The organism is Ignatzschineria ureiclastica (assembly GCF_003121845.1).
In the GTDB taxonomy this organism is placed as follows: domain Bacteria; phylum Pseudomonadota; class Gammaproteobacteria; order Cardiobacteriales; family Wohlfahrtiimonadaceae; genus Ignatzschineria; species Ignatzschineria ureiclastica.
Genome location: NZ_QEWQ01000006.1, coordinates 64,849 through 91,290 on the forward strand (window position 1 = coordinate 64,849; position 26,442 = coordinate 91,290).

18 protein-coding genes are annotated in these 26,442 nt (G+C 41.2%); 7 read left to right on the top strand and 11 right to left on the bottom strand.

Annotation, left to right across the window (positions count from 1 at the left end):
• Positions 1-179 precede the first annotated feature (179 nt).
• The 3 genes from DC083_RS08690 to smpB all read right to left on the bottom strand — a co-directional run bounded on the left by DC083_RS08690 (position 180) and on the right by smpB (position 2,236).
• On the bottom strand, positions 180-560 hold the full coding sequence (locus DC083_RS08690) for a SirB2 family protein (protein ID WP_157954916.1): 381 nt from the start codon (positions 558-560) through the stop codon (positions 180-182).
• A gap of 92 nt (positions 561-652) precedes the next feature.
• Positions 653-1,603, bottom strand: coding sequence for a D-2-hydroxyacid dehydrogenase (locus tag DC083_RS08695; RefSeq protein WP_109189829.1), 951 nt, complete (start codon positions 1,601-1,603; stop codon positions 653-655).
• A gap of 156 nt (positions 1,604-1,759) precedes the next feature.
• On the bottom strand, positions 1,760-2,236 hold the full coding sequence (gene smpB / locus DC083_RS08700; protein WP_109189830.1) for an SsrA-binding protein SmpB: 477 nt from the start codon (positions 2,234-2,236) through the stop codon (positions 1,760-1,762).
• A gap of 615 nt (positions 2,237-2,851) precedes the next feature.
• Here smpB and DC083_RS08705 point away from each other — a divergent pair.
• Entirely contained in the window at positions 2,852-4,363 is a 1,512-nt protein-coding gene (locus DC083_RS08705) for a carbon starvation CstA family protein (protein WP_109189831.1), read from the top strand.
• Between the two features lie 319 nt (positions 4,364-4,682).
• Here DC083_RS08705 and DC083_RS08710 read toward each other — a convergent pair whose 3' ends face one another.
• A complete protein-coding gene (locus tag DC083_RS08710) occupies positions 4,683-5,273 on the bottom strand; it encodes a uracil-DNA glycosylase family protein (RefSeq protein WP_109189832.1) in 591 nt (196 codons plus the stop codon).
• 254 nt (positions 5,274-5,527) lie between these two features.
• Positions 5,528-6,508 carry a peptidoglycan-binding domain-containing protein gene (locus DC083_RS08715; RefSeq protein WP_157954917.1) on the bottom strand — a complete coding sequence of 327 codons (981 nt, stop codon included), beginning with the start codon at positions 6,506-6,508 and terminating at the stop codon, positions 5,528-5,530.
• Positions 6,509-6,872: 364 nt separating this feature from the next.
• Here DC083_RS08715 and ubiA point away from each other — a divergent pair, with 364 nt between their 5' ends.
• From ubiA to DC083_RS08730, 3 genes are all read left to right on the top strand, one after another.
• Complete coding sequence (gene ubiA, locus DC083_RS08720) at positions 6,873-7,745, top strand: 4-hydroxybenzoate octaprenyltransferase (RefSeq protein ID WP_109189834.1); 873 nt, start codon at positions 6,873-6,875, stop codon at positions 7,743-7,745.
• Between the two features lie 66 nt (positions 7,746-7,811).
• Positions 7,812-8,417 carry a cob(I)yrinic acid a,c-diamide adenosyltransferase gene (locus DC083_RS08725; RefSeq protein ID WP_109189835.1) on the top strand — a complete coding sequence of 202 codons (606 nt, stop codon included), beginning with the start codon at positions 7,812-7,814 and terminating at the stop codon, positions 8,415-8,417.
• Between the two features lie 36 nt (positions 8,418-8,453).
• Complete coding sequence (locus tag DC083_RS08730) at positions 8,454-9,272, top strand: 4'-phosphopantetheinyl transferase family protein (RefSeq protein ID WP_109189836.1); 819 nt, start codon at positions 8,454-8,456, stop codon at positions 9,270-9,272.
• 123 nt (positions 9,273-9,395) lie between these two features.
• Here DC083_RS08730 and DC083_RS08735 read toward each other — a convergent pair whose 3' ends face one another.
• Together DC083_RS08735 and rlmKL are read right to left on the bottom strand one after the other, a co-directional pair.
• Positions 9,396-9,725, bottom strand: coding sequence for an H-NS histone family protein (locus tag DC083_RS08735; RefSeq protein WP_026879516.1), 330 nt, complete (start codon positions 9,723-9,725; stop codon positions 9,396-9,398).
• 104 nt (positions 9,726-9,829) lie between these two features.
• Entirely contained in the window at positions 9,830-12,031 is a 2,202-nt protein-coding gene (gene rlmKL, locus DC083_RS08740; protein ID WP_109189837.1) for a bifunctional 23S rRNA (guanine(2069)-N(7))-methyltransferase RlmK/23S rRNA (guanine(2445)-N(2))-methyltransferase RlmL, read from the bottom strand.
• A 478-nt stretch (positions 12,032-12,509) separates the two neighbouring features.
• Here rlmKL and DC083_RS08745 point away from each other — a divergent pair, with 478 nt between their 5' ends.
• Together DC083_RS08745 and DC083_RS08750 are read left to right on the top strand one after the other, a co-directional pair.
• Complete coding sequence (locus tag DC083_RS08745) at positions 12,510-14,054, top strand: succinate CoA transferase (RefSeq protein ID WP_109189838.1); 1,545 nt, start codon at positions 12,510-12,512, stop codon at positions 14,052-14,054.
• Positions 14,055-14,436: 382 nt separating this feature from the next.
• On the top strand, positions 14,437-15,795 hold the full coding sequence (locus tag DC083_RS08750; RefSeq protein ID WP_109189839.1) for a sodium-dependent transporter: 1,359 nt from the start codon (positions 14,437-14,439) through the stop codon (positions 15,793-15,795).
• A gap of 116 nt (positions 15,796-15,911) precedes the next feature.
• On the opposite strand, the gene DC083_RS08755 is transcribed toward DC083_RS08750, so the two are convergent.
• Complete coding sequence (locus DC083_RS08755; RefSeq protein WP_268248494.1) at positions 15,912-18,371, bottom strand: heavy metal translocating P-type ATPase; 2,460 nt, start codon at positions 18,369-18,371, stop codon at positions 15,912-15,914.
• A gap of 15 nt (positions 18,372-18,386) precedes the next feature.
• Positions 18,387-18,818, bottom strand: coding sequence for a CopY/TcrY family copper transport repressor (locus tag DC083_RS08760; RefSeq protein ID WP_109189840.1), 432 nt, complete (start codon positions 18,816-18,818; stop codon positions 18,387-18,389).
• A 557-nt stretch (positions 18,819-19,375) separates the two neighbouring features.
• On the opposite strand from DC083_RS08760, the gene DC083_RS08765 reads away from it, so the two are divergent.
• A complete protein-coding gene (locus DC083_RS08765) occupies positions 19,376-19,975 on the top strand; it encodes a nitroreductase family protein (protein WP_109189841.1) in 600 nt (199 codons plus the stop codon).
• Positions 19,976-20,413: 438 nt separating this feature from the next.
• Here DC083_RS08765 and proP read toward each other — a convergent pair whose 3' ends face one another.
• Together proP and metH are read right to left on the bottom strand one after the other, a co-directional pair.
• Positions 20,414-21,904 carry a glycine betaine/L-proline transporter ProP gene (gene proP, locus DC083_RS08770; RefSeq protein WP_109189842.1) on the bottom strand — a complete coding sequence of 497 codons (1,491 nt, stop codon included), beginning with the start codon at positions 21,902-21,904 and terminating at the stop codon, positions 20,414-20,416.
• Between the two features lie 680 nt (positions 21,905-22,584).
• The gene (metH, locus tag DC083_RS08775; RefSeq protein WP_109189843.1) at positions 22,585-26,253 is read right to left on the bottom strand and encodes a methionine synthase; all 3,669 of its coding nucleotides are present in this window, start codon (positions 26,251-26,253) and stop codon (positions 22,585-22,587) included.
• Positions 26,254-26,442: the final 189 nt, after the last annotated feature.

Sequence of the window (26,442 nt, forward strand, 5' to 3'; positions counted from 1 at the left end):
CCTCAAATTGTTGTTTTTAAAGCATTTAAGATACGGTAAATTTATCTTGTTTTTGCTTGCAAATACGGCATCGAATATCATCATAAAACTAAAAATAAGTCCTATTTTTTCTAGTTTGCATACTAAATAAGCATAATTTAATCTAAACGAACAGAGAATTAACCTCATTCAGGAATAAACTAATAGATAAAAGGTTTCTCAATCGCCATATAGACCACACCCATCGCCATACTATTTGAGATTAAATAAGCAATAAGACGAGTTGATAGCACTAATTTTTGGCGCATTGCAAAAATAGCAAAGAGAATATAGAGCACCATAAAGAGTAATTTCAGAGCCAACCAACCGCCGCCCGGTGCAAAAGGATTAATCTGCAATATTACGGCTAACAATACCCCGGTCAGTAGTAAAAAGGTATCAATAATATGGGGAATAATACGCGCCCATTTCGGCCTAGAGACTAAAAAGTATTTCCAAAAACGAAAGTTGAAGAAGATAATCGAAAAAAAGGCAAGCATTATATGCGTGTGCTTAATGCCCATATAGTAAGTTGCTAACATCATCATTCCTTTTAAATGTAAAAGTAGATCAATCAAGGTCGATTACAAATTTCGACCTATGATCAATCAGATTAAAATTTGCCTTCCCCAATTTAACTTACAACGTTAACGGGATTCCCTGCGACAAATTGATTGATGTTATTCTCTAACAAATGTACTAAAGTTGCTAATGCTTCTTCACTCGCAAAGGCTGTATGTGGCGTTAAAATAAAATTTCCTAAATCCTTAGCTAATAAAGGATGATTCGCTGTAGGAGGTTCTGTCGTCAGTACATCAACGCCGGCGCCACCAATTCTATTCTCTCTCAAAGCTTCTGCAAGCGCCTCTTCATCCACTAACCCGCCTCGACTCACATTGAGTAAAATTGCCCCCGGCTTCATCTGCGTTAATTCTTCATAGCCAATTAAATTACGTGTACTCTCTGTTAAAGGTAAGTGTAATGAGAAGACATCACTATGCGCTAATACCGATTTAAAGGATTGATAACCTGCGCGCACCTCTTTTGCATCTTTATGCTCGGCAAAAAGCACTTGCATACCAAAACTCTCTGCATATTGCGCTAGTTGCTGTCCGATACTCCCTTTACCCGCAATCCCTAATGTTTTTCCTTTCAATTCAAAAATAGGTGCGCCAAAAATCGTAAAGAAAGGCGACTTTTGCCATGCGCCCTCTCGAACTTGCGCCTCATAGAGTGGTAAACGGTGCATCAAAGCAATCATCATCATAAACGCATGCTCTGCTACTGCCACTTGACTATAACCTGCTACATTACAGACAGTGACCCCTAATTCTCGTGCAGCATCTATATCAATCATATTGTAGCCTGTCGCTGCAACCGCGATCAGTTTCAATTGAGGATTCGCCTCCATTGCCGCTCGATTAATCGGAATTTTATTAGTAATGGCAATTTCATGACCTTGTAATGCTTTTGAAACCTCATCAGCAGGACAATTATCAATCTCCGTCAAAGTATAAGGAAAATTAAAACGTAGCTTCCCTCTCGTTAAAGTCCCTTGATCTAAAAAAACAATACTTTTGCTCATAGTGATCTCCTTCTATCCTATTCATCATTTTATATCTACTTTATCACTACCTTATCATTCTACTACGTGAAGCTCTAGCTTCCTTTCTCAATAAGAAAAACCCTCTATATTAAATATAGAGGGTCTGCTATTCATTCTAGTCAATAATTCTATCGATTAACGATTATCATGACGCAAAATCCGTTGTTTTTCACGATTCCAATCACGCTCTTTCAGGGTTGCTCGTTTATCGTGAGCTTTCTTACCCTTCGCTAAACCGATCTCCACCTTCACTAAACCTCGTTTCCAATAGAGACTCAAAGGTACTAATGTATAACCTTTTTGATCCACCGCTCCCATTAAGCGATCGATCTCTTTGCGATGCAATAGTAATTTACGCGTTCTTGTATCATCTGCATACACATGCGTTGAGGCAGAATTGAGTGGCGGAATATGCGAACCGATCAGATAAACTTCACCATCACGAATATAGACATAAGCTTCCGATAATTGTCCACGCCCGTCACGTAAACTCTTGACTTCCCAACCATGAAGCGAGATCCCTGCTTCGATTTTCTCTTCAATAAAATAATCATGATAAGCACGTTTATTACCGGCAATCTGCCCATTCGTGTTACCTTTTTTCTTAGCCATAATAGATATTTCCTATGATAAATCACGCATAGTCTATGTCATCTTCAAAGTTTGATACTAGATTCGCTGTTTGATTTCTGCTTTATTGCGTAATCAAGTTACCCTCTATTCTCTTTAGCGTTCTATATTCGTTTCTTTATCGCTAAAAACACCCTATTCATCAAGATGCATCACAGCTAGCGCCTATTGTCGGTTTACGGATAACGGATCAATACCAACCCATTCACGTAACCGGTCGAGCCTTTATTTTAGTACATTTTACTTATTTTCCATAATGTATGATTTATACCGAAATTTTAAAAGGCACTAAAAACCTGACTCTGAGCATCTTTTCCCCGAAAAATTTCATTGAAAAATCAGCTCATTGAAAATACCCTATTAATACAAATTATATATTTTAGTTTAATGTTCGATTTAATCTCGAGATAAGCAAAATTGCACCAATGGTTAATGAAGTAGAAAGGATTTTAGCACCCTTTAGTCACATTAAAAGTCACATCAATACATAATCATAGGCTTTTAATCATATACCTTTAATCATATCCTTTTGGCCCTTAAGTTTATTAAGAGATTAAAAATAGGTGATCTGTTCCATATTATTCGGAGGAAACACATATGTTTACATTCCTTGGCGGCATTGTATTACTAATTGTCGGCTACTTTACCTATGGTAAATTTGTCGAACGGGTTTTTGGTGTCAGTAAACGCCCAACGCCGGCTTACACTAAAGGCGATGGCGTTGATTATGTCCCGATGACTAACCGCAAAAACTCGCTTATTCAGCTCCTCAATATTGCCGGTGTTGGCCCTATTTTCGGTCCTATTTTAGGGGCTCTTTATGGGCCTGTCGCTTTTATTTGGATCGTTTTCGGCTGTATCCTTGCCGGCGGTGTTCATGACTATCTTACAGGAATGATCTCTATCCGTAATCGCGGGGCGCACTTACCAGAGCTCACCGAAAAATTCTTGGGTAAATCCATGCGCCATATTGTTAATGCATTTGCCTTAGTGCTTCTGGTATTAGTGGGAACCGTCTTTATTACTGCACCGAGCACATTACTTTACGATTTAATGGGCGGTCATGTCAGTATCGTAATTATTATCATTGCGATCTTCATCTACAATATTTTGGCAACCCTCCTTCCTATCGATAAAATTATCGGTAAATTCTATCCATTCTTCGGAATCCTATTAGTGCTTAGTGCTATCGGAATTGGTGTAAGCCTTCTATTTTCAGGTAAAGTGGGCAATATCCCTGAACTAACTCTCGAAAACTTAAACCCTCGCGGTACCGCAATTTTCCCACTTCTATTCTTAGTAATCTCTTGTGGGGCACTTTCTGGCTTCCATGCAACGCAATCACCGATTATCTCTCGTACAGCGCAAAATGAAGGTCATGGTCGCCTGATTTTCTACGGAATGATGGTTGCTGAAGGAATTATTGCTATGATCTGGGCGGGCGCTGGAATGGCCATGTTCTATGAACCAGGAACTCCTTATGGCACTGGCTTAAGTGCAATTCTCGCACAAGCAGGGGAAGATCCAGCAGTTGTAGTCAGCAAAATTGCAACGATGCTTCTTGGTAGCGTAGGTGGTACAATTGTTGTCCTCGGCGTTATCATTTTACCGATCACCTCTGGGGCAACTGCTTTCAGAAGTGCCCGCATGATTGTGGCAGACTATCTTAAAATGGGTCAAGAGAAGATGTCTCATCGCTTAATCATCGCAATCCCGCTCTTCTTAATTGCCGTCGTACTCTTACAGTTAAACTTCGATATCTTATGGCGTTACTTCTCTTGGGCAAACCAATCCACTGCTGTTATTGCTCTCTTCGTAGGTGCTATCTACCTCTATATCGGTGGTCGTAACTATTGGGTTTCACTGTTACCTGGGGTCTTTATGTTGATGGTCACCACAACCTATATCCTTGAGCAGCCGATCGGTTTTAATCTTCCTTCAACCACTTCACAAATTGGCGCGGCGATTATTACTGTCATCTTGGTAGCACTCTTCTTCTGGCAAGCAAAACGTCAAAAAGCTCGGGGCATTCCTCTTGCAGAAGATTTAACTGGCTGGGATGGTACTTCAGATGATAAAGGGTATGACTTTACCTGCAAAGGTCTCTAAGTAAAAAAGTATTTGTAAAAGTCACAACTTTATACATTAAAGACTTTGTCAGGTAACAACCTATTAAAAGTCGCAAGCAATAACCCCAAGTCTTAGACTCGGGGTTATTTTATAGTGTAGTAAATTGGGTTTAAGAAAAATGGTTTTAAACAGCACTTGCAAGATGCCGGATGAACGGCTTCCTTACTTATTACAGCCGATGCGCCGGCATTTAAACAAGCTTATTTTGAACCGATATTACTATATATCCCTATAGTTTCTACTTATTCAGTAAATACGCTAGATGTCTATGAAATATTCTTGCTTACCCTACCTATTTCTATCCTTGTAAAATCTTCGCTACCCGCTGTTGTAATTCCGGAATCACCTCTGCTTCAAACCAAGGATTTTTACGCTCCCAAATACGATTACGGGGCGATGGATGCACCAACGGAAAATATTCTGGTAGATAATCCTGATAATGCTGCACGATCTCTGTTAATGACACTTTACTTGGTTGCTGTAAATAGCGATGAACGGCATAATTCCCCACTAACAGTGTTAATTCAACATTCGGCATTAATTGTAATAGACGGGGATGCCATTTTTCTGCAAACCCTTTACGAGGTGGAAGATCCCCTGATTTCCCCTTTCCCGGGAAATAGAAATCCATTGGCAAAATAGCAAATTCAGAACGATGGTAAAAATCCTCCCGACTTACATTGAGCCATTCCCGCAAATGATCACCGCTAGGATCATTCCAATATAATCCACTCTCTTCTGCCCGTTTCCCCGGCGCTTGCCCCACAATCACAATTTTAGCTTGTTTATTCACACTATATAAAGGATCAATTCCTTGCTGTTCATAAGTCGCATTCATCGGATCTGCTTTAATGTCTGCAAAAATAGCCGCAAATGAATCTTTTTTCATCTCACCCTCCTACAAACCAAGACAAAACCTCTAACTTAACCCAATATACCACTGATAAACAAAGAGATATCTACTACTAAAGAGGAAATTGAAACTTTTTCTCCTACTCCTTATTGACTATCCTTCTATCACTACCGGATCTCATCAGACACAGACGATAGAACTCTCATCATCGATCCATCAACCCATAATTAATGGATGGATTGATGGAGTGCTCAATTTACAGGTTCACCAAGTGCCGCGTTAATTTGAGTTTAATGAAAATAGACTTCCGGCAACTGCAGCATACGCCATAATTTTGTGGTCATAATACCATTGGCTAATATGCCTTTTGCTTGCTGTAATTGGTAGAGTGCATAAGCGGTATGACCGTTAAAATAACCTTTATCAATATATTCTTCATCTAATAAGCCCTCTTTAAGTAGAGCCTCTTGGAGTAAACGTACCGCATATCCGGTGGAACCTTGTAATAATTCAGGTGCACTATCGCCAGCAACGATGCTCTCTAATTTTCGGGCGGAGGTCAGTAGATAACGATACGATTGCCCTACTTCTAAAGGGGATGGCATGGCAGATTGTCCTGATAATATCCGAAATTGTTGATAATATCCGTTTGGCATCTCCGGTGGACAATGATCGCCTTCAATCACTTGACAACCCGCAGAAGCAAAAGAGATTCCTTGTGGTTGAGAACTTGTTTGTGCGCTATGGATATTATCATTCACAATGCCGAGTGTTCCCTTGCCATTTTTAAGCCGATATTGATGATCTGCTTGATAAAAACGCCAAGCAAAAACTGGTTGCAATCGACTTAAGCGAAAAGCGCCCTCTTCAAATGGTCGATTATGGGGTTCATGCGCACCAATACGATAATCATATGCACCCATTCCTAAACAATTCGCAATTGCTTCTTTCGGTGAATCGATCTGCTTTTGCTGCCAATATTGATGAGGGATCGTAGAAGCGGGGAAAAGTGCAATTTTACCATTGGTTAAATCCCAAACCCCCATTAAGCACCGAAGATTCTCGCCATCTAAAATCGATTCCACTAAGGTCACCTCTGAGCTAAATTGCCCATACTCTCCCGTCACTAAAGTCGCCCCTCGAATCCCAAAGAGTACTCGTTTACCGATTAGAGTATAGGCTGAACTTTCAACCAAACGAGCTAACGAAGCGCTACTAAAGGTAAAGGGTTGAAAAGAGGGGGAAAGAGAGAGATGTGCTGTATCGATCATAGCCATTACCTTACATATTATCTGATGCTCAATGAAGCTCTTACTGTATCACATTTTAAGCGCTGATTATTACAACCCTATATCTCAGATATCGATATCTTAGAGCTATCTATTTAAGATCTCTGCCTAAGCCCTCTATCTCTAATCATCCGCTTTTAACTATCTGCCTATTCTATTCTGCATATTATAAGCTGTATAATGTGGTATGGTAACAAGGTGGTACTCTCTCTTGATCGAAATTTCGCTAGAGACAACCTCTATATCCTGATAGAAGATTTCGGGAAATTAAAATACCGCTTTTCAGCGATCGATATTTCATCAATCCATACATTCATCCATAAATAGACCGATATTGAGTATTCTGATGCTACAAATTCAACATATCCCTTACTATCTACAACTCATGCGAGTGGAAAAACCTATTGGTAGCTATCTTTTAATGTGGCCGACATTATGGGCCATTTGGATGGCAAGTGAAGGAGCGCCACAAGCACACATTGTGGTGATCTTTATGCTCGGCGTATTTCTGATGCGTTCTGCAGGATGTGTCATTAATGATATTGCCGATCGGGATATTGATAAACATGTTGAGCGAACTAAAAATCGTCCTTTAACTGCCGGGAAAGTCAGCTTAAAAGAGGCGATTTCACTCCTTGTTTTATTAGTGGTGCTCTCCGGCATTCTAGCACTCTTTCTCTCTTGGAAGACATTGCTACTCTCTATTCCGGCGCTTTTAATTGCACTCTCTTACCCCTTTATGAAACGATTTCATTCACTGCCTCAAGCTCATTTAGGCGTGGCCTTTGCCTTTGGGATATTAATGGCCTTTATGGAAATTCAAGGCAGAATTCCGGCGGTGGGTTATCTCCTTTTTGTGACCAACATTCTATGGACACTGATTTATGATACTGAATATGCAATGAGTGATCGCGAAGAAGATAAAGCGCTCAATATCAAATCCTCCGCCCTGCTATTTGAAGCATTACTAGGTAAACGAGATTATTATCTGATTATTGCGCTACAAGTACTGATGGTTTTATGCCTAATCACCATCGCACTACAGTTACAAATAACAACCTACTTCCTATGGGCCATTTTCTTTGTCATCATTCTGTTTTATTATCAAGTTACACTCATTAAAACACACGACAAGATACGTTGCTTTCAAGCTTTTTTACACAATCATTACGTGGGATTAGTGATATTTATTGGACTTTTTCTCAATTACTTACCGTAACTATCTCAATAAGCACTACGAAATGGTACGGATTTTACAAATAAAAACAAAAGGGTAGAGAACATTATGGGACATCGTTTATCGAAGATTGTGACAAAAACCGGCGACAGCGGCACAACAGGGATTACCGGCAATATTCGCCTTGAGAAGTATCATCCACGCATTGAAACCATTGGTTTAATTGATGAACTCAACTCTCTACTCGGTGTGGGTATTGCCCATCTTCATCAAGAAATTGCCCACTACGAAGGGAATAATGCGCCACAATCGGCAACGCAACTTCGCACCATTGAGAAAGAGTGGTCTTTTATTCAGCATCTGCTTTTTAACATCGGTGGAGAGCTCTCAATGCCCGGCATCGATCTGATCAAAGAAGATCATGTGACCAAATTAGAAATCGCGCTCACAGAGTATAATGATGGTCTTGCACCACTAAAAGAATTTATTCTTCCAGGCGGTTCACTATTAGTTGCACAAACGCACTATATTCGCGCGATTAGTCGTAAGGGCGAGCGAGCGCTTTGGGCACTTAAAAGCCAAGATGAACAAGTCAATGAGTACTCACTCAAGCTACTCAATCGCTTGTCGGACTATTTCTTTGTTATGGCAAGAACAATTGCAAAGCTCACCCATACAGAAGAGATCTTCTGGAATGCTGAAATTGAATTATAACTAGTTATAGCCAGTTATAACCCTTAAAGTTGCCATATGACCCAATCATCGATCATGATTAATCATCAAGTAATGGAAACACCGCAGGTCTTTCTACTCAATGTGGATGATAGCAGTATTGATTGGGCACAAAAAAATTACCCCCAATTCTTCAATGAAAAATTGAGGGGGAAACGGCAAATTAGTTATCTTCTAAGTCGTGCACTATTACTACATGTTTTGCAAAATTACTACGATCTCGACATGCTGCCCGAGCTCGCCTATTCTACCCATGGGAAACCATACTTCCCAACCTGTAATATCAGCTTTAACTTGACCCATACAGATCATTTTCTAGGACTTCTGATTACCAGAGGTAATCATCCATTAGGTATCGATATTGAAACAATAAAGCAACGACGAAACTTTGCCGGATTGCTACAAAAAACCTTCTCAATCACCGAAATCCAATGGATTTTAGGGTTAACCGAACAGCCGGCACTCCCTCTCCAGAAGGATTTAATTCTATCGCTTGACGCAATAGAACGTTTCTTTCTTCTGTGGTCCGCAAAAGAAGCCTATCTCAAAGCTGATGGTCGAGGCCTACAAGCCTTACGCACACTTTTTTTAAATCCTAAGCATCAAAAAATGCAAGGCGATCTACAAGAAGGAACGCTTCTACTTCAGACTTTAACGCATCAAAAGAGTGAAACAAAGAGTGCTTTTGCTCTCTACCTTCCTACTTCAATGATTAAGTCCACCTGTATCACAGATCTCTCTTGTGATCATGCTGTGCCTATTCGCACAACACTCTCCTCACATTCTTGGCCGATCATCATGCGGGAAATCCCTCACAATGAAACACCTGCACTTTAGTTAGTCACTAAAATTGCTTTCCTTGCACTAATAACTGTTCGATACTCCTGCTGCTCAATCTTTCGAGCTAGCCTTAAGCTATTGAACACGTTATTACACATCGCTTGATGCAATGGTACAAAATTACTCTTCAGTAGCAAGTAGAAAATCTTCTTTGCTTGCGCCAGCTTCTACTTTCTCTTTCATCCAAAGAGGCATCTTGCCACGACCGCTCCAGAGTTGCTCAGGATTATCAGGATTACCATATTTCATTGGTACCTTACGTCCTTTACGACCCACTTTATCTCTAAATACATCGTGGAATGAGAGTCCTGAATGATCTAATAACTTCTCGATCTCTTTACGAACTTGCTCCGCTTCAGCGGCACGACGACTCTCAATCTCTTGACTTAATTCAGTAATAAGCGTCTCCATCTTATCAATACTTAATCCATCTAAATCTAAATCTTTCATCACTTACATGTCTCCATTCAATAAAATGACTATTTCCAATAATCTTTATTAATTATAACCAGCAAAAACTAGTTATTACCATTATATAAATTATATTAATAACATTAAATATTTATTTTATGTTTAATTAAAAAACATTGTCTAATTTTGGGATTTCGTTTGAAATCCTCTGGTAATGTTTTACTAGAAATATCCGTAATATCAAATATTTCCAATAATTCACTATCCATTTTAAACCGCCGTAGATTTGTCGAAAAAAGAAGCGTTCCTTCATGCGCTAATAGACGCATTGCATCATTAATTAGTGCAATATGATCTCTTTGGATATCCAATATATCCTCCATTCGTTTAGAATTAGAGAATGTCGGGGGATCCATAAAGATCAAATCAAACTTATCCTCATTTCGTTTCAATAACGGTTTTGCGCGCATCTTTTCTACACGTTCTTTCAGCCATTTAAGCACATCTGCTTGGATTAACTCATGACCATTGAAATGACCATTGAGTGCCAAGTTTTGATCTGCCCAAGCTAAATAGGTGCGGGAAAGATCCACTGAGAGCGTATTTGACGCGCCCCCATTTGCGGCATGCACAGTCGCACTTGCGGTATAACAGAAGAGATTTAAAAAACGTTTTCTCTTTGCCATCTTACCAATCATCATTCGAACTTCCCGATGATCTAGGAAGAGTCCTGTATCGAGATAATCAGTGAGATTCACAAGTAACTCTGCATCCCCTTCCTTCACAGAGAAGAGGTCTCCTTCTGTGTCAGAATACTTCTCATACTGCGATTTTCCTCGTTGTTTTGCCCGCTGCTTGATGTGAATATCTTTAAGAGTCATCCCATCAATCACATGAGGAATTAGCTGTACAACTTTATTAAAGCGCGCTTCAGCCAATTTCTTATCTACTGTTGAAGGCGCTTCATATTCATAAATCACGATCTGATCTTTATAAAGATCAATCGCAACATTAAATTCTGGAATATCGGCATCATAGAGACGATAAGCCTCAATATTTTGCCGCGTAGCCCATTTGGCTAAATGTTTATAATTTTTAGAAAGACGATTCATAAAAGCATCGCCCCCACCTTCTAACAGAGAATCTAAGGCGATACGGCGATCATTTTCATCAGCCTTTTTTCGGTCAACAAAATATTCCGGTGCAATCTCAAATTGTAGATAAATACAATCAAGCGCCCCGTTCCAAAACTTGTTGATCTTCTTTGCTCGAAGCCCCATCACACGCCCAAGCTCCGGCGAAGAGGTAATTACGCCGGCGGTAAAGCCTTCATAACGTTTTAAGAAATCACCCAAATCTTGATAGGTTTCAACAAGCGTCTCTTTCTCTCCTAACCGTTCACCATACGGTGGATTCGTGACAATAAGCCCCGAAGTCAATGCAGGATCACGGCTATAATCTTGAAAGGGCATGTGTTTAAAGCACATATTTTTAAGAACTCGTGCTCTATCGGCGTTCGCCTTGGTAATCCCGATCATCATCGAACTACGCTCAACACCCACTAATTGCCCTTGATAACGTGCTTCCCCTTCGGTAGCCCGTCGTTGAGCTTCTTGATAGCAAGCATCCCAATCTATGGCATTAAATCGGCGCCAACGCATAAAACCAAAATCGTTACGATACAGACCCGGTGCAATATCTCGTGCCATGAGTGCAGCTTCAATCAAGATTGTGCCGGCACCACATAAAGGATCGATAAAATGCTCATGGTTCGCTGCTTTTTCCGGCCAATTAGAGCGGTAGAGTAATGCTGCTGCTAAATTCTCTTTAATAGGCGCTGTACCCTGTTCACTTCTAAAGCCGCGCTTATGCAGTGGCTCACCACTCATATCGAGATACAACGTATACTGTTTCTCATCAATATGCAGATAGAAACGATGATCAGGTGCGTCTAAATCTACATTTGGACGTGTTCCCATTAACTCATTAAAATAATCAACAATTGCATCTTTGACCCGAAGTGCCGCAAAATGCGTATGGATATTGCCCGCTTTTCGCGTTGTCACCTTTGTCGCAAAGGTATCTGTCTCTTTCATGTGCGTTGACCAAGAGAAGAGCGAAAGCTCCTCATGCAGTTGATCAAGCGAGGCAAACTTCCCAGTTTTAAGCTCTAATAAGACGCGCGATCCACAACGAACCCACAAACATGCCCGATAAGCATCCTTAGGTTCCCCTGTGAATGAAACCCCTGTCCCTTCTTCCTTGGCATCTATTCCAAGATCTGTGAGCTCCCTTTTCACAAAAGGTGCGAGCCCTTGGGCACAGGTTATATAAAATTTTGACATAGACTCTCTCAAATAAAGAATTCAAGCAATTACACTTTCATTAATTGGTTGTAATAAATTCCAAACGATTATTTCGTCACTCCGTCATATAACAGCGTCTTTCAATTCTTAATACTCTTTAATTCAACTAGATATATATAATACCAAAATAGATCTTCTTAGTAACACATATTAACAAATCAACACTTAAATTATAAGAAAATATTTAACGAAATCCAAAAATAATTTTTGTAAATAGATAATGATAGCAAAAGAAGTGGCATTATTCCTTTCTTCTTACTATCCCAGCTATCACGCTAAAAAAACACTTTTATACTTGAAGTATTACCCATTATCTGCCTATATTAATGAATAAACTTTTCATCGTCTAAAAAAATAAAAATAGTGTCATAAAATAGAGGGAAGACCTCCTAATGACAAGTATATTTTTCAGAATTGAAGTAATAATAGATATATTAAACCTTAAAGGATGAACATTATGACAGTAGATGTAAGCAAAAAGATTCGTCATGCAGATTTTCTAGATAAAATTGTCACGGCAGAAGAAGCGGCTTCTTGGATTGAAGATGGAATGACACTTGGTATGAGTGGTTTTACCCTCTTTGGGGAACCTAAAGTCTTCCCTAGAGCGCTTGCGGAACGAGGTAAAAAAGAGAAATTCAAAGTCAATCTCTATACGGGTGCCTCACTGGGCCCTGATGCCGACCAAGCAATGGCAGAAGCAGATATTATCAATCTTCGCGTGCCTTATCAAGGTAACCCTGTTCTTCGTAAAAAGATCAATGCCGGCGAAATCAAATATATCGACCAACATCTCTCTCATACCGCAGAAACCCTTCGTCAAGGAAATCTAGGTGACATTGATTATGCCATCATTGAAGCGGCGGCGATTACGGAAGAGGGTATGATTATTCCCACAGGATCTGTCGGTAACTCTCCTATCTTTGTTGAACGTGCGAAACACGTTATTATTGAACTCAATACTTCAACTCCTGATAGCTACGAAGGAATTCATGATATCTATATCCCGAAAGATCAAGGGGACAATCGTCAGGCAATTCCTGTTTATGATGATCTAAGTAAACGTATTGGTACCATTGGTATTAAGGTGGATCCGGCAAAAGTAAAAGGCGTGATTCTTTCTGATCGCCCTGATATTCCATCACCACTTTTTGAGCCCAATGAAGAGACGCAAGCCATTGCGGACAACCTCCTTCATTTCCTCGGTAAAGAGGTTGAAGATGGTCGACTCGGTCCTAATCTTGCCCCACTACAATCCGGGGTAGGATCTGTTGCAAATGCCGTATTGAGTGGCATGGCTAAATCAGATCGTTTCAAAAATCTCACTGTTTCCTCTGAGGTATTACAAGATGGGATCTTTGACCTGATTGATGCCGGCGTTGTAGATTTTGCTGTGGCAACCGCTTTCTCACTCTCCAAAAAACGTGTTGAGAATCTCGCTTCAGACCTCGCGAAATATAAAGATAAAATTCTATTCCGTCCGCAAGAGATCACAAACCACCCTGAAGTTGTGCGCCGTTTAGGGGTTATCGCGTTCAACACTGCGCTTGAAGTCGATATCTACGGTAATGTCAACTCAACCCACGTGAGCGGCACCCATGTCATGAATGGAATTGGTGGATCTGCCGACTTTGCTCGTAATGCTCGTATCACAATTTTCGTAACCCAATCAACCGCAAAAGATGGCAAAATCTCTGCAATCGTGCCATTTGTGACCCATGTCGATCATACTAATCATGAAGTCGATGTCATTGTTACCGAGCAAGGTTATGCCGATATTCGCGGTCTTTGCCCTGTAGAAGCAGCTGAGAAGATTATCGAAAACTGTATGCATCCAAAATATAAGCAACAAGCGCGCGATTACTTTGAACGTGCGAAGAAAGAGCGCGGTGGTAATACACCTCATCTGTTAGAAGAAGCATTCTCTTGGCATACTAATCTTGCCAAAAATGGCACTATGCTATTAGATCAAGATATGGTGAAAGCAGAAGCACAAAAATAGTAATAACATGTAGTAACAATACGCAAATGATAAACGTTATCTATTAGATACCCAAAGATGATTATAAAAATTAATCATTAAGAAATTGTATTTGTAATATCGTAATATCAAAATAAATGAATAAAATTAAACCGGCATAGTGCCGGTTTTTTATTCTTTAAGGGTCACTTTAAACCCGATAGGCAAAAATAAAACTTCACAAGTTTGATCATTGTGCTACTAATAAAGTAACTTTTATCATTTTTGAACATTTTGTTCTGCTGACGCACAATCTTATTCTACTAATAGAGGCAATCGAGCACGCTTTGCAACAAGGCTCGTTATAATCTATTCAAATCAGATGACGTAATAGCAGATGGTTCTGTTTTGGAGGATCTTATTCATGGCTCGCGAAAGCTGGAGCAGCAAACTGATTTATATTTCAACCGTTGCGGGCGCAACGATTGGTTTTGGCGCAACGTGGCGCTTCCCCTACCTTGTTGGTGAAAATGGTGGTGGAGCCTATCTGCTCGTCTTTTTTATCGCTATGTTAGTATTAGGTGTACCGATGTTGGTCGCCGAGCACCTTATTGGTCGCCGTCTACATACCAATGTCATTGATTCTTTCAGTAATAAAGAGATTGATCACCCTATTTCAAAATGGTGGAAAGGCGTTGGGATTTTAGCGCTTTTAGGGGCGTTCGGTATTCTCGCTTACTACATGGTGTTAGGTGGTTGGGTTATGAGCTATATTGGCGGGATCTCATTTGGTGAAATTGATCTTTCAACTCCACTCTCCGCAGAAGTAGCCAAAAACTTCTTTGAAAGCTCGACACACAATCCTTGGAAGATGATCCTTTATACCTTTATCTTCGTCGCTGTAAACTACTATATTCTTGTGAAAGGGATTATTGATGGTATTGAGAAAGTGATCCGTTGGGTCATGCCGCTCTTTTTACTACTCGTCATCGCCTTGATGATTCGAGCACTATTTCTGCCGAATGCTATGGAGGGGGTTAAATTCTATATCATTCCTGATTTCAGTAAGATCACTTCACGAGTTATTCTGCTCGCACTCGGACAAGTTTTCTTCGCCTTAAGTATCGGCTTTGGCGTCATGATTACACTCTCTTCCTATCTTAGTAAAAAAGAGAATATCGTGAGCATCAGTGTCAGTGCCGGCATCATCAACACGCTCATTCCGCTTGCGATCGGCTTTATTATCTTCCCTGCCCTTTTCTCTGCAGGCATTGAACCAGCATCAGGACCCTCTTTGGTCTTCCAGGTATTACCGGCAGTTTTCTCCACAATTCCTCTAGGCGCTTTCTTTGCGGTACTCTTCTTTTTACTGCTCTTATTAGCCGCTCTGACAACCTCATTAACCATCTATGAAGTGGCCATCACAACACTCATTGAAAAGACCAAAATGAAACGTGCAGTTGCCACATTTTTGACCTTAGCCGTTGTCTTTATCTTCGGTAATGTGCCGAGCATTCTCTCAAGTAGCGTATGGCAAGATGTCCATATCTTCGGCATGTCGATCTTTGATGCCTTTGACTATATTAGCGCCAATATTCTCTTTATTACCACAAGTCTACTTTGCGCTATTTTTATCGGTTTTGTTCTTCGTAAAGAGCTTGCGATCAAAGAGATCACCAATGATGGCTCTTGCAATCAGAAAGTAGCAACGCTGCTCTTCTACCATATTAAATATGTGATTCCGGCATTGATTCTAATTGTATTTGCCTTCTCCTTTATGTAGAAATCACATAAATGGTTGATCATAAAAATAAAAGCGTTTCAAGAAAGTCTCCTTGAAACGCTTTTTTAATACCTCAATTGAGAGGATTCATTTTTATTTTTAAAATACAACTGTTACTAATCCTCTCTTTTTGTCTGCATCGATCCTAATCGAAGACGATTCAAACTGAGAGAATTGAGCAACACACTCACTGAACTAAAGGCCATCGCACCACCTGCCAAAATAGGACTTAAGAAACCAAATGCGGCAAAAGGAATCCCGATAGCATTGTAGATAAAAGCCCAGAAGAGATTCTGCTTAATCTTACGCATCGTTTGCTCAGAAAGCTCAATCATCTTTGGCAAGCTCTCTAAATCCCCATTCATAATCGTCACATCACTCGATTCAATGGCGATATCTGTCCCGGTTCCCATCGCAATTCCGGCATCTGCCAATGCAAGCGCCGGTGCATCGTTCATCCCATCACCCACCATCGCGACAATTCGTCCTTCGCTCTGTAGACGTGCGATAACATCTGCTTTATTTTCAGGCTTCAGTTCGGCCACAATATGGGCTTCATCTAAGCCCACATCTGCACCAATTTTCGCGGCAGTGCGCGCATTATCGCCGGTCAACATCCACACCTCAATATTTCGATTTTGTAGTGTTTCAATGGCTAATTTAGCATTGGGCTTCACAGGGTCAGCAATGGCAATCATCGCGAGAATTTCAGATTCCTCAGATTCAGATCTTTGAGATTGACTGATTTGAGATCCCGCAAGAGCGCCTTTCGAAGCACCGGCTAACAATACTACAGTTTCCCCCATCGATTCGTGCTTAGCAATCAGATCAGCAAATAATCGATCCTCGATTCCTCGTGCTTTCATTAATCGAGGCGAACCTACAAAATAGGATTTCCCCTCAATTTCTCCCTCAATGCCGGCTCCCACTAAAGCCTTAAAATGCTCCACTACAGGCCGAACCGTAATTCCGCAGTGATCCCCATAATGTAAGATCGCTTTCGCAAGAGGATGCTCAGAATGCGCTTCTAGTGCCACTAATTGAGTTAAGATCGCTGTTTTATACTCAATATCTGTCGATCGGCCTTCTGTTTCAACTAATCCTTCTACATTCCCGCCCATCTCGGCTTTCAAATCCATCTTCGTAGCAAAATGGGTGACTTTCGGCATTCCTTCAGTAATCGTGCCGGTTTTATCTAAAACGATCGTATTGATCTTTGCTGCTCGCTCAAGGGATTCCCCATTTTTAATCAAGATCCCATTACGAGCGCCCACGCCGGTACCCACCATAATCGCTGTCGGTGTGGCTAATCCTAATGCACAAGGACACGCAATCACTAATACTGCCACACTATGAATGAGCGCCGACTCTCCGCTTCCGGTAACCCACCAAGTCATCAATAGTGTGACAAGCGCAATCACTAACACCGCCGGTACAAAAATCGCCGAAATACGATCTGCTACTTTCTGAATCGGCGCTTTACTCCCTTGTGCCTCTTGCACAAGCGCAATGATTTTCGCTAAAGTGCTATCACTATCCATCTTGGTCGCTTGCATTGTCAACGATCCTGATTGATTCACAGTACCACTATAGAGAGGATCTCCTGCCACCTTATCAATGGGTAGACTTTCCCCTGTCAGCATACTCTCATCAATAGTTGATTTCCCTGAAATTACAACACCATCCACCGGAATATGCTGCCCGGGATGCACGAGTAACTGATCACCCACCATCACCGCATCAATGGGCACTTCGATCATTCGAGTTTCAATCTCCCCATTTGATCGAGCATGTTGCTCTAGGCGCAAAGCTGTTTTCGCCTGTAAAGCCATCAATCCACGAATTGCAGCACCTGTACGATTTTTTGCCCGTTCTTCGAGATATTTCCCTAAAAGAATCAGTGTAATAATCACCGCACTGCTCTCAAAATAGAGATGTTCGGGATTGCCTCCTAAAAAGCCATTGTAGAAGCTATAACAAAAGGCCGCCGTTGTCCCAAGTGCCACTAGTAGATCCATACTCGGTGCTTTTGCTTTAACAGAAGCATAAGCGGCTTTATAGAAGCGCCAACCGATAATGAATTGAATCGGTGCGGTCAATAACAATTGCACCCAGGGTTTATGGACAAATGTCACCCATCCGCCATGAAACCCAAGCATCATCGCAATCATGCCTAGTAACATCGGCAGACTCAATATCATGCTAATGATCAGCTGTAGACGCATCTTGTTGGCATTTTTTGCCTCATAAGCTAATAATTCCGCTTGGTGTGCATCATCATCCGGAATCGCGCCAAAGCCTACTTTTTCCACCATCGCAATAATATCCGACTCAGTTAATAGAGTAGGATCATACTCAAAGCGTCCTTTTTTACTTGCTAGATTCACATTTGCACGATAGATACCAGGCTTTTTCCCTAACACCCGTTCAATTCTGCCCGAACAGTTCGCACAAGTCATGCCTGTAATCGCTAACCGTGCAAAAGCCCTAGATTGTTCCTCAGTAGATACCGATACGTTTCCTACCTCTTTCTCTACCTCTTGCTCTCTTTGCATCACTTTTTCTCCAGTCATCATTTTCTCAGCCTCGCTCTATGCTAAATGACAACGACATTGCCCCTTAAAGCAGTGACATTCCACTTGAGATACTTTGCGCCCCTCAGCGCGTTCTAGACTCTGATAAATCAAAGCAAGATCTTCTTCCGATAATGGATAAGCTTCAATCATCTGAGCGATTCGAGATGCTCGATCTTTGTCACAAACAAAGGTGAAAAGTTCATTCGTCACCGAGCGCCAAACATCTAATTCCGTCACTAATGGTCGATAACGATAGCGATTGCCTTCTTGAATCGTCCCTACACAATTTTTATCAACTAAACGAGATAATAACGTTTTAGTAGTGGTAGGCTTCCAATGTCGTTTCTCTTGAAAGATCCTAATAATATCAGCACTTCTCGCTTCCCCATTTGCCCAAAGGACACGCATAATCTCCCATTCTGCCGGCGTTACATCGACTTTTTTCATGACTCACTCCTTACCATTAATAAAATATTCAACACAGCTATTTTTTAATGACTATTATTGTAGATGATTTGTTGTTAAAAAGTCTAATTTAAAATAAGAATGATCTCGTTTCCCTAAAATATAGTAATGTCGGTTCAAAATAAGCTTATTGAAATGCCGGCGCATCGGCTGTAATAAGTAAGAAAGCCATTCTATCCGGCATCTTGCAAGTGTTGTTTAAAATCATTTTTCTTAAACCAAATTTACTATATAACGAATAGACGATGCTTTATTTATGCCTTGCAGGCATAAAAGAATTTCTTTTTTTCCGTAGTAAGCACTCCCGTAAATCGCTATGATGAGATCATTCAAATGATTTAGGGCTCGGTACAAATTGCTTCAATTGAATATTCACTAATTCAATCAAAAACTTTACCGTCACCGCACAAACATCAGTTACCACAACTAGTGATCACAACCAGTTACAATAGTATATTGATTTTCAAACACTTTCTTATCACTCATTTATAATAAAGAGAGATGTATCAATCTATTACGACTTTTATAAGGAGTTTATTATGAGTACATTATTACCATTAGCCACTAAACGCCGTTCGATCTACCATATCGGCAAAAATGTAACACAATCACCCGCTGAGATTAGCGACATTATCCGCGAAATCTCTAAACAAGCACCTTCAGCATTTAACTCACAAAGCTCTCGTGTTGTCGTTCTTTTTGGCGATGAACACAATGCGCTTTGGGATATCGTAGAAAATGCCTTAAGCAAGGTTGTTCCTGCTGAGAACTTTGCACCCACAAAAGCGAAAATCGACTCTTTCCGCGCCGGCTTTGGTTCTATTCTTTACTATGAAGATGAAGCGGTTGTAAAAGGTCTACAAGAACAATTCCCAGCGTATGCTCATAACTTCCCACGTTGGTCAGAGCATGCGCATGGTATTACTCTTTATGGTATCTGGATGGCGCTCGCAGAAGTGAATATCGGTGCCACAGTACAACATTATAATGAACTCATTGAAGCGGATGTAAAAGCACGCTGGGATATCCCTGACAGTTGGTCAATGCGTGCACAAATGCCTTTCGGTTCGATCGAATCACCGGCAGAACCTAAAGATTTTATGCCAACCGATGAACGCTTTATCGTCTTCGGTGCATAATCAATTATCACCGAATTAAATAATACGACAATAACGTTATTAACCGCTCGCAAGGGCGGTTTTTCTATAGCTGTTTAATATATAGTGATATAGATTCAAAATAAGTTGATTCAAATGCCGGCGAATCAGTTGATCGAGGCAAAAAAGCCGTTCTATCCGGCATCTTGCAAGTGTTGTTTAGGAGGGTTTTATGTTCTTTTAAAGCTCCACAATAGCTGTTGAAAAACCATTTCTCTTAAACCAAATTCACTATACTAATGTCGATTTCCGATCGCTATTTTCTAGATTTCCCTTTTACTGCAGATAATAAAAAACCCATTTACCCCCTCTTGATACAGGTCGATAAATAGGTTTTATATCTTCACTTCTAACATCTCTTAAAAAATAGAAGTGAGTCCGAAGTATTGCTCCAAACGCTATAAACTCAGAGTCGAATCTTTAGCCATCAATCTCAGGATGTTGATCAATTAAGCGTTCCCGGCGTTTTTGCAAGCGGGCAATCTCTTCATCAATACTCTCAATACGACTCTCGATATGATCATAATGGGCCTGTAAGATCTCTTTTGCTTCACGACGGTCAGAAGCAATCGGTGTTTCCCCACGAAGTGGCCGGTTAGCTGTCTCTTTCATATTAAAGGTTAAGAAGATTCCAACACCTGCCGTAACCATCAGATAGAAAGCCGGCACATAGAGATTACCGGTTAACTCGATTAACCACGCAGTCACTGTAGGTGTAAACCCAGCGATTAAAATGGAGATATTAAAGGCTGTTGCCATTGCACTATAACGTACTTTTGTTGGGAAAATCGCCGGTAAAATTGATGCCATGACCCCAGTAAAACAGCTTAACATCAACGCTAAGAAGACAAGTCCTAAGAAGATCAAAGCAACATTGCCGGTATTGATAAGATAAAAGGCTGGAATTGCCCCGATTAACATCCCGATACTACCAATCTTAATAAAGACTTTACGCCCAAATCGGTCACTCAACAAGCCTACAATAGGCTGAACAAAGAGGATACCAATCATAATCGCAATAATGATTAGAACACCGTGATCTGCATTGTAACCTAAACTATGCGATAGATAACTTGGCATATACGTTAAGAGCATATAATAGGTAACATTCGTCAGAATCACGATTCCGATACAGAGAAAGACACTCTTAGTATTATTACGAATAATAGTAATAAGCGATTCTTTCTCAACAGGCTCAGATTGCTCTTCAAGCGTATCTGCATGCTTTTGATAAGTAGGTGTTTCATCTAACGCATGGCGCAGATACATCCCTAAAATGCCTAAAGGTCCTGCGATAAAGAAAGGAATTCTCCAGCCCCAAGATTCAAAACGAGCATCACCTAACAGCGCTGTAATTAAAACCACTACGCCGGCACCTAAAACGAATCCCGCAATAGAACCAAAATCTAACCAACTACTTAAAAATCCTCGGCGACTATCGGGCGCATATTCCGCCACAAAGATCGCTGCCCCAGTATATTCCCCGCCTACAGAGAAGCCTTGTGCTAGCTTGGCAATTAGTAAGAGAATCGGAGCCCAGATACCAATAGTGGCATAGGAGGGGATCAAACCGATAGCAAAGGTACTAACGGACATAATGATAATGGTCACTGCCAGTATCTTCTTCCGCCCAAATTTATCCCCTAGGATTCCGAAAAAGATCCCGCCGATCGGTCTCACTAAGAAGGGAACGGAAAATGTTGCTAATGATGCAACGAGCTGTACGCCGGGGGACGCTTCTGGGAAGAAGACTTTCCCGAGCACATAGGCTAAGAAGCCATAAACCCCAAAGTCGAACCATTCAATCGCATTACCTAGTGCTGCTGCGGTAATCGCTTTCTTGAATTGATCTCCTTTTACGATTGTAATATCACTCAGCTCCATTGGTTGATGTTCTTTTGTGTTTGTCATAAATCTCCCTGTAAGACAAGTGGATTTAATGAACCCTCGAATTGCTTCTAAGGAATTCCTTCCTCATTAGGGAAGTTCATCAAAATACCTATCTATTGGAAATATCAGTCGCAAACCCTAAAAAAGCCCCTGATATCATTTGTAAAACTAATACTAGCTTCAATAATTCTTCAGCTTAATTACACTTTAATTTAAACTATTTTTTGTAAACATTTGATTACAAAATAGGATAGCGAGGCTACTTTGTGATTTGTAATTAATATTTTTACTACAATATTGGAATCTGATTTAAAGTTTTAATTTGAAATAGAATTTGATTTCGTTACAGTCGAAGTGTTCAAATGCCTATCATTTTGCCTTCTTTAACTCAGGCAAATCCCTTATAACTTAAAGAGTTGCAGTAATTTCTATTTTTACGATCCTTCGCTCTTTTCAAAAAGACGATCATCATCTTCTTGGAGAGTCCTAAAAGTTGATCTCTGAGACTCTTTTAAAGATGATTGATCAATATTTATGCAAATTAAATAGCGTTAGATCTGGAATAAGTTGGAATATTGAGGCGAAATTAAGGGATTATTACTGATTGCTATGAATAATCCCTACTGTAAAATAGAAGAGAGATGAATATAAAAAAACCACAAATAAATTGTGGTTTTTATTTTGACGTAATAAAAGCGTCCTTACTCCTCCGGCTCATACCCTAAATTGGGCGCAAGCCATTTTTCTGCTTCTTTGAGATCCCAGCCTTTGCGGTTTGCATAGTCTTTCACTTGATCTCGGCCGATTTTACCAACGCCGAAGTAGCTGGCTTCAGGGTGAGCAAAATACCAGCCTGAAACGGCGGCTTGTGGATACATTGCAAAGCTATCGGTAATCTCAAGGCCGATCCGTTCTGTAGGGGTTAGTAACTCCCATAAGGTAGCTTTTTCGGTGTGTTCAGGGCAAGCGGGATAACCGGGTGCAGGGCGAATCCCACGATACTCTTCACGAATCAAGGCCTCATTATCAAGGGTTTCATCCGCTGCATATCCCCAATATTCTCGGCGCACTTTTTTATGCAGATATTCCGCTAAACTCTCAGCAAAACGGTCAGCAAGCGCTTTAAGCATAATGGCACTATAATCATCGTGTTCTGCTTCAAAAGCTTCGATATAGGGCTCAATCCCAATGCCGGCAGTACACGCAAAGGCACCGATATAATCTTCCTCGCCAATAAAATCCGCTAGAGAACGATTCGGCATCCCATTCGGGCGCTCTGTTTGCTGACGAAGATGATGTAAGCGCGCTAGCTCTTCCGTTCTACTTTCATCTGTAAATAAAATGGTGCTTTCACCGGCATTTTGTGCTGGGAATAGTCCAACCACCGCTTTTGCCGTTAACCAATTACCCTCTAAAATTTGAGTAAGCATCTTCTGCGCATCGTGATAGACCTTAGTTGCCTCCTCACCGATCACCTCATCTTGCAAGAGATCAGGGAATTTTCCTCGTAATTGCCACGATGCAAAAAAGGGTGTCCAATCGATTGTATCCACTAATTCAGAGAGCGGTACTTCAAATTCAAAAATCCCCAACTGCTTTGGCTTCACAATAGCATCAAAAGTGAGTGTTAATTTATTCTCAACCGCCTGATTAAAAGGAATTAACTTAATATCGCGCTGCCGCTCTAAATAGGCCTTTCGGCGCTTTTCATAATCCTCTTTCACATTTCGCTTAAATTCATCCCGTAATTCTGGACTAATTAACGATTGCGCCACGCCCACAGAACGAGAAGCATCGCGGACATGTATCACTGTATGGCTATATTGTGGGGCAATTCTCACTGCCGTATGGGCAATAGAAGTGGTCGCACCACCAATCATCACCGGAATATCGAGCCCTAAACGTTCCATCTCTTTCGCAAAACCCACCATCTCTTCTAGTGACGGGGTAATAAGCCCCGAAAGCCCGATGACATCGACTTTCTCGGCCAAGGCCTTTTCGATAATCGCCGGCGTTGGCACCATAACGCCCATATCAATCACTTCAAAGTTATTACATTGCAACACAACACCGACAATATTTTTACCGATATCATGCACATCGCCCTTCACCGTTGCCATCAAAATTTTGCCATTTGATTGACTCGTATCGCCAAATTTTTTCTTCTCTTCCTCGATAAAAGGAATCAAGTAAGCCACTGCTCGCTTCATAACGCGCGCCGATTTTACCACTTGTGGCAAGAACATCTTACCATCGCCGAATAGATCGCCGACCACGTTCATACCGGTCATTAAAGGCCCTTCGATTACCTCAATCGGTCGGGCAAAACTCTGCCGCGCTAATTCTGTATCTTCCTCAATATAACTATCAATCCCATTCACTAAGGCGTGAGTTAAACGCTCACCTACCGGCAATTCTCGCCAAGCTAGATTCTCCTCTTTACGCTCTGCCCCCTCACCTTGATATTTTTGTGCAAGCTCTAATAATCGCTCACTCGCTTCAGGATCGCGATCAAATAAGACATCTTCAATACCATCTCGTAATTCTTGTGGGATATCCTCGTAGAGCGCTAATTGTCCGGCATTGACAATCCCCATCGAAAGCCCGCGGGCAATGGCGTGATAGAGAAAGACCGCGTGAATGGCTTCTCGTACAAAGTTATTCCCGCGGAAAGAGAAAGAGACATTAGATATCCCGCCTGAAATATGGGCATAAGGCAGATTTTGCCGAATCCATTGGGTAGCTTCTAAGAAATCTAAGCCATAGCGATTATGCTCCGGAATGCCGGTTGCCACTGCAAACACATTGGGGTCAAAGATGATATCTTCCGCCGGGAAACCCACTTCATTGATCAGAATATTGTATGCTTTCGAACAGATCTCTACGCGGCGCGCATAATTATCCGCTTGCCCATCCTCATCAAATGCCATCACAACAATCGCGGCACCATATTTTTTGGCTAACTTCGCTTGGGCGACAAAAGGTTCAATCCCCTCTTTCATCGAGATTGAATTGACAATCCCTTTACCCTGAATACATTTAAGCCCCGCCTCAATAATCTCCCATTTAGAAGAATCCACCATAATCGGTACTTTTGAGATATCCGGCTCAGAGGCTATCAGATTTAAGAAAGTCACCATCTCCGCTTTAGAGTCAAGCATTCCCTCATCCATATTGATATCGATGATTTGCGCACCATTCTCTACTTGATCCCGGGCAACTTCTAAAGCTTCTGTATAATTTTTCTCTTTAATCAATCTCTTAAAACGAAGAGAGCCGGTAATATTGGTTCGCTCTCCCACATTGGCAAAGAGCGATTGCCCGATCGTCAGGTTACAAGCTTCTAATCCCGATAAACGTAGTGATTTAGGTTTCTCTTCCGGCACTCTTGGAACAATCCCTGCGACTTTTTCTGCGATTTGGGCAATATGCTCCGGCGTGGTACCACAGCAACCACCGACAATATTTAAAAATCCCGATTTTGCCCACTCGGCCATTTCAGCCGCCATCTCCGCAGGCCCAAGATCATATTCGCCAAAGGCATTCGGTAAGCCGGCATTAGCGTGTGCCGAGAGATAAAATTCTGATATCCGCGATAGTTCAGCCACATAGTTCCGTAGCATATCAGGACCTAGCGCACAGTTCAGCCCTATTGAAAATGGACGAATATGTCGCAGCGCATTGTAGAATGCTTCTGTCGTTTGACCGGAAAGTGTTCTGCCTGAAGCATCAGTAATCGTCCCTGAAATCATTACCGGCAAACGAATATTACGGGTTTCAAAGATCGTTTCAATCGCAAAGAGTGCAGCTTTAGCATTGAGTGTATCGAAGATCGTTTCCACCATCAAAATATCGGAACCACCATCAATTAAGCCGGCGAGTGCTTCAAGATAGCCCTCTACTAATGCGTCAAAACTGGTATTACGAAACCCAGGATCATTAACATCAGGCGAGATCGAAGCTGTTTTACTCGTTGGGCCTAAAACCCCGACCACAAATCGAGGTTTATCTGGCGTTGAATATTCGGCGCAAGCCTCTTTGGCCAATTGCGCGCCGGCAAAATTGAGCTCATAGGCCAATGCTTCCATCCCATAATCGGCCATCGACATTCGGGTAGCATTAAAAGTATTCGTTTCTAATAGATCAGCGCCGGCTTCGAGATAAGCACGATGAATATTGCGAATAATATCAGGCTGCGTAATGGAAAGTAGGTCATTATTACCCTTAAGATCTTGTGGCCAATCAGCAAATCGTTCCCCCCGAAAATCGGCTTCTTCTAACCGGTGCTTTTGGATCATCGTTCCCATTGCGCCATCTAAAATTAAAATCCGTTGGGTGACTAAAGATCTCAATTGTGCTACTACATCCATTACTGCTCCTCGCGTTAACATCTTCTATTATTGTGTAATATTGATGACTTCTATTATCTATCAGACAGTCTCTTAGATCATCTATGAGATCATTTAAAATTGGGATGAACTATTGATCAATCGTTACAATAATGATGATCTTGTAATCACATTGAACATTATTTTAATCGATCAGTTTACCGAATTCCC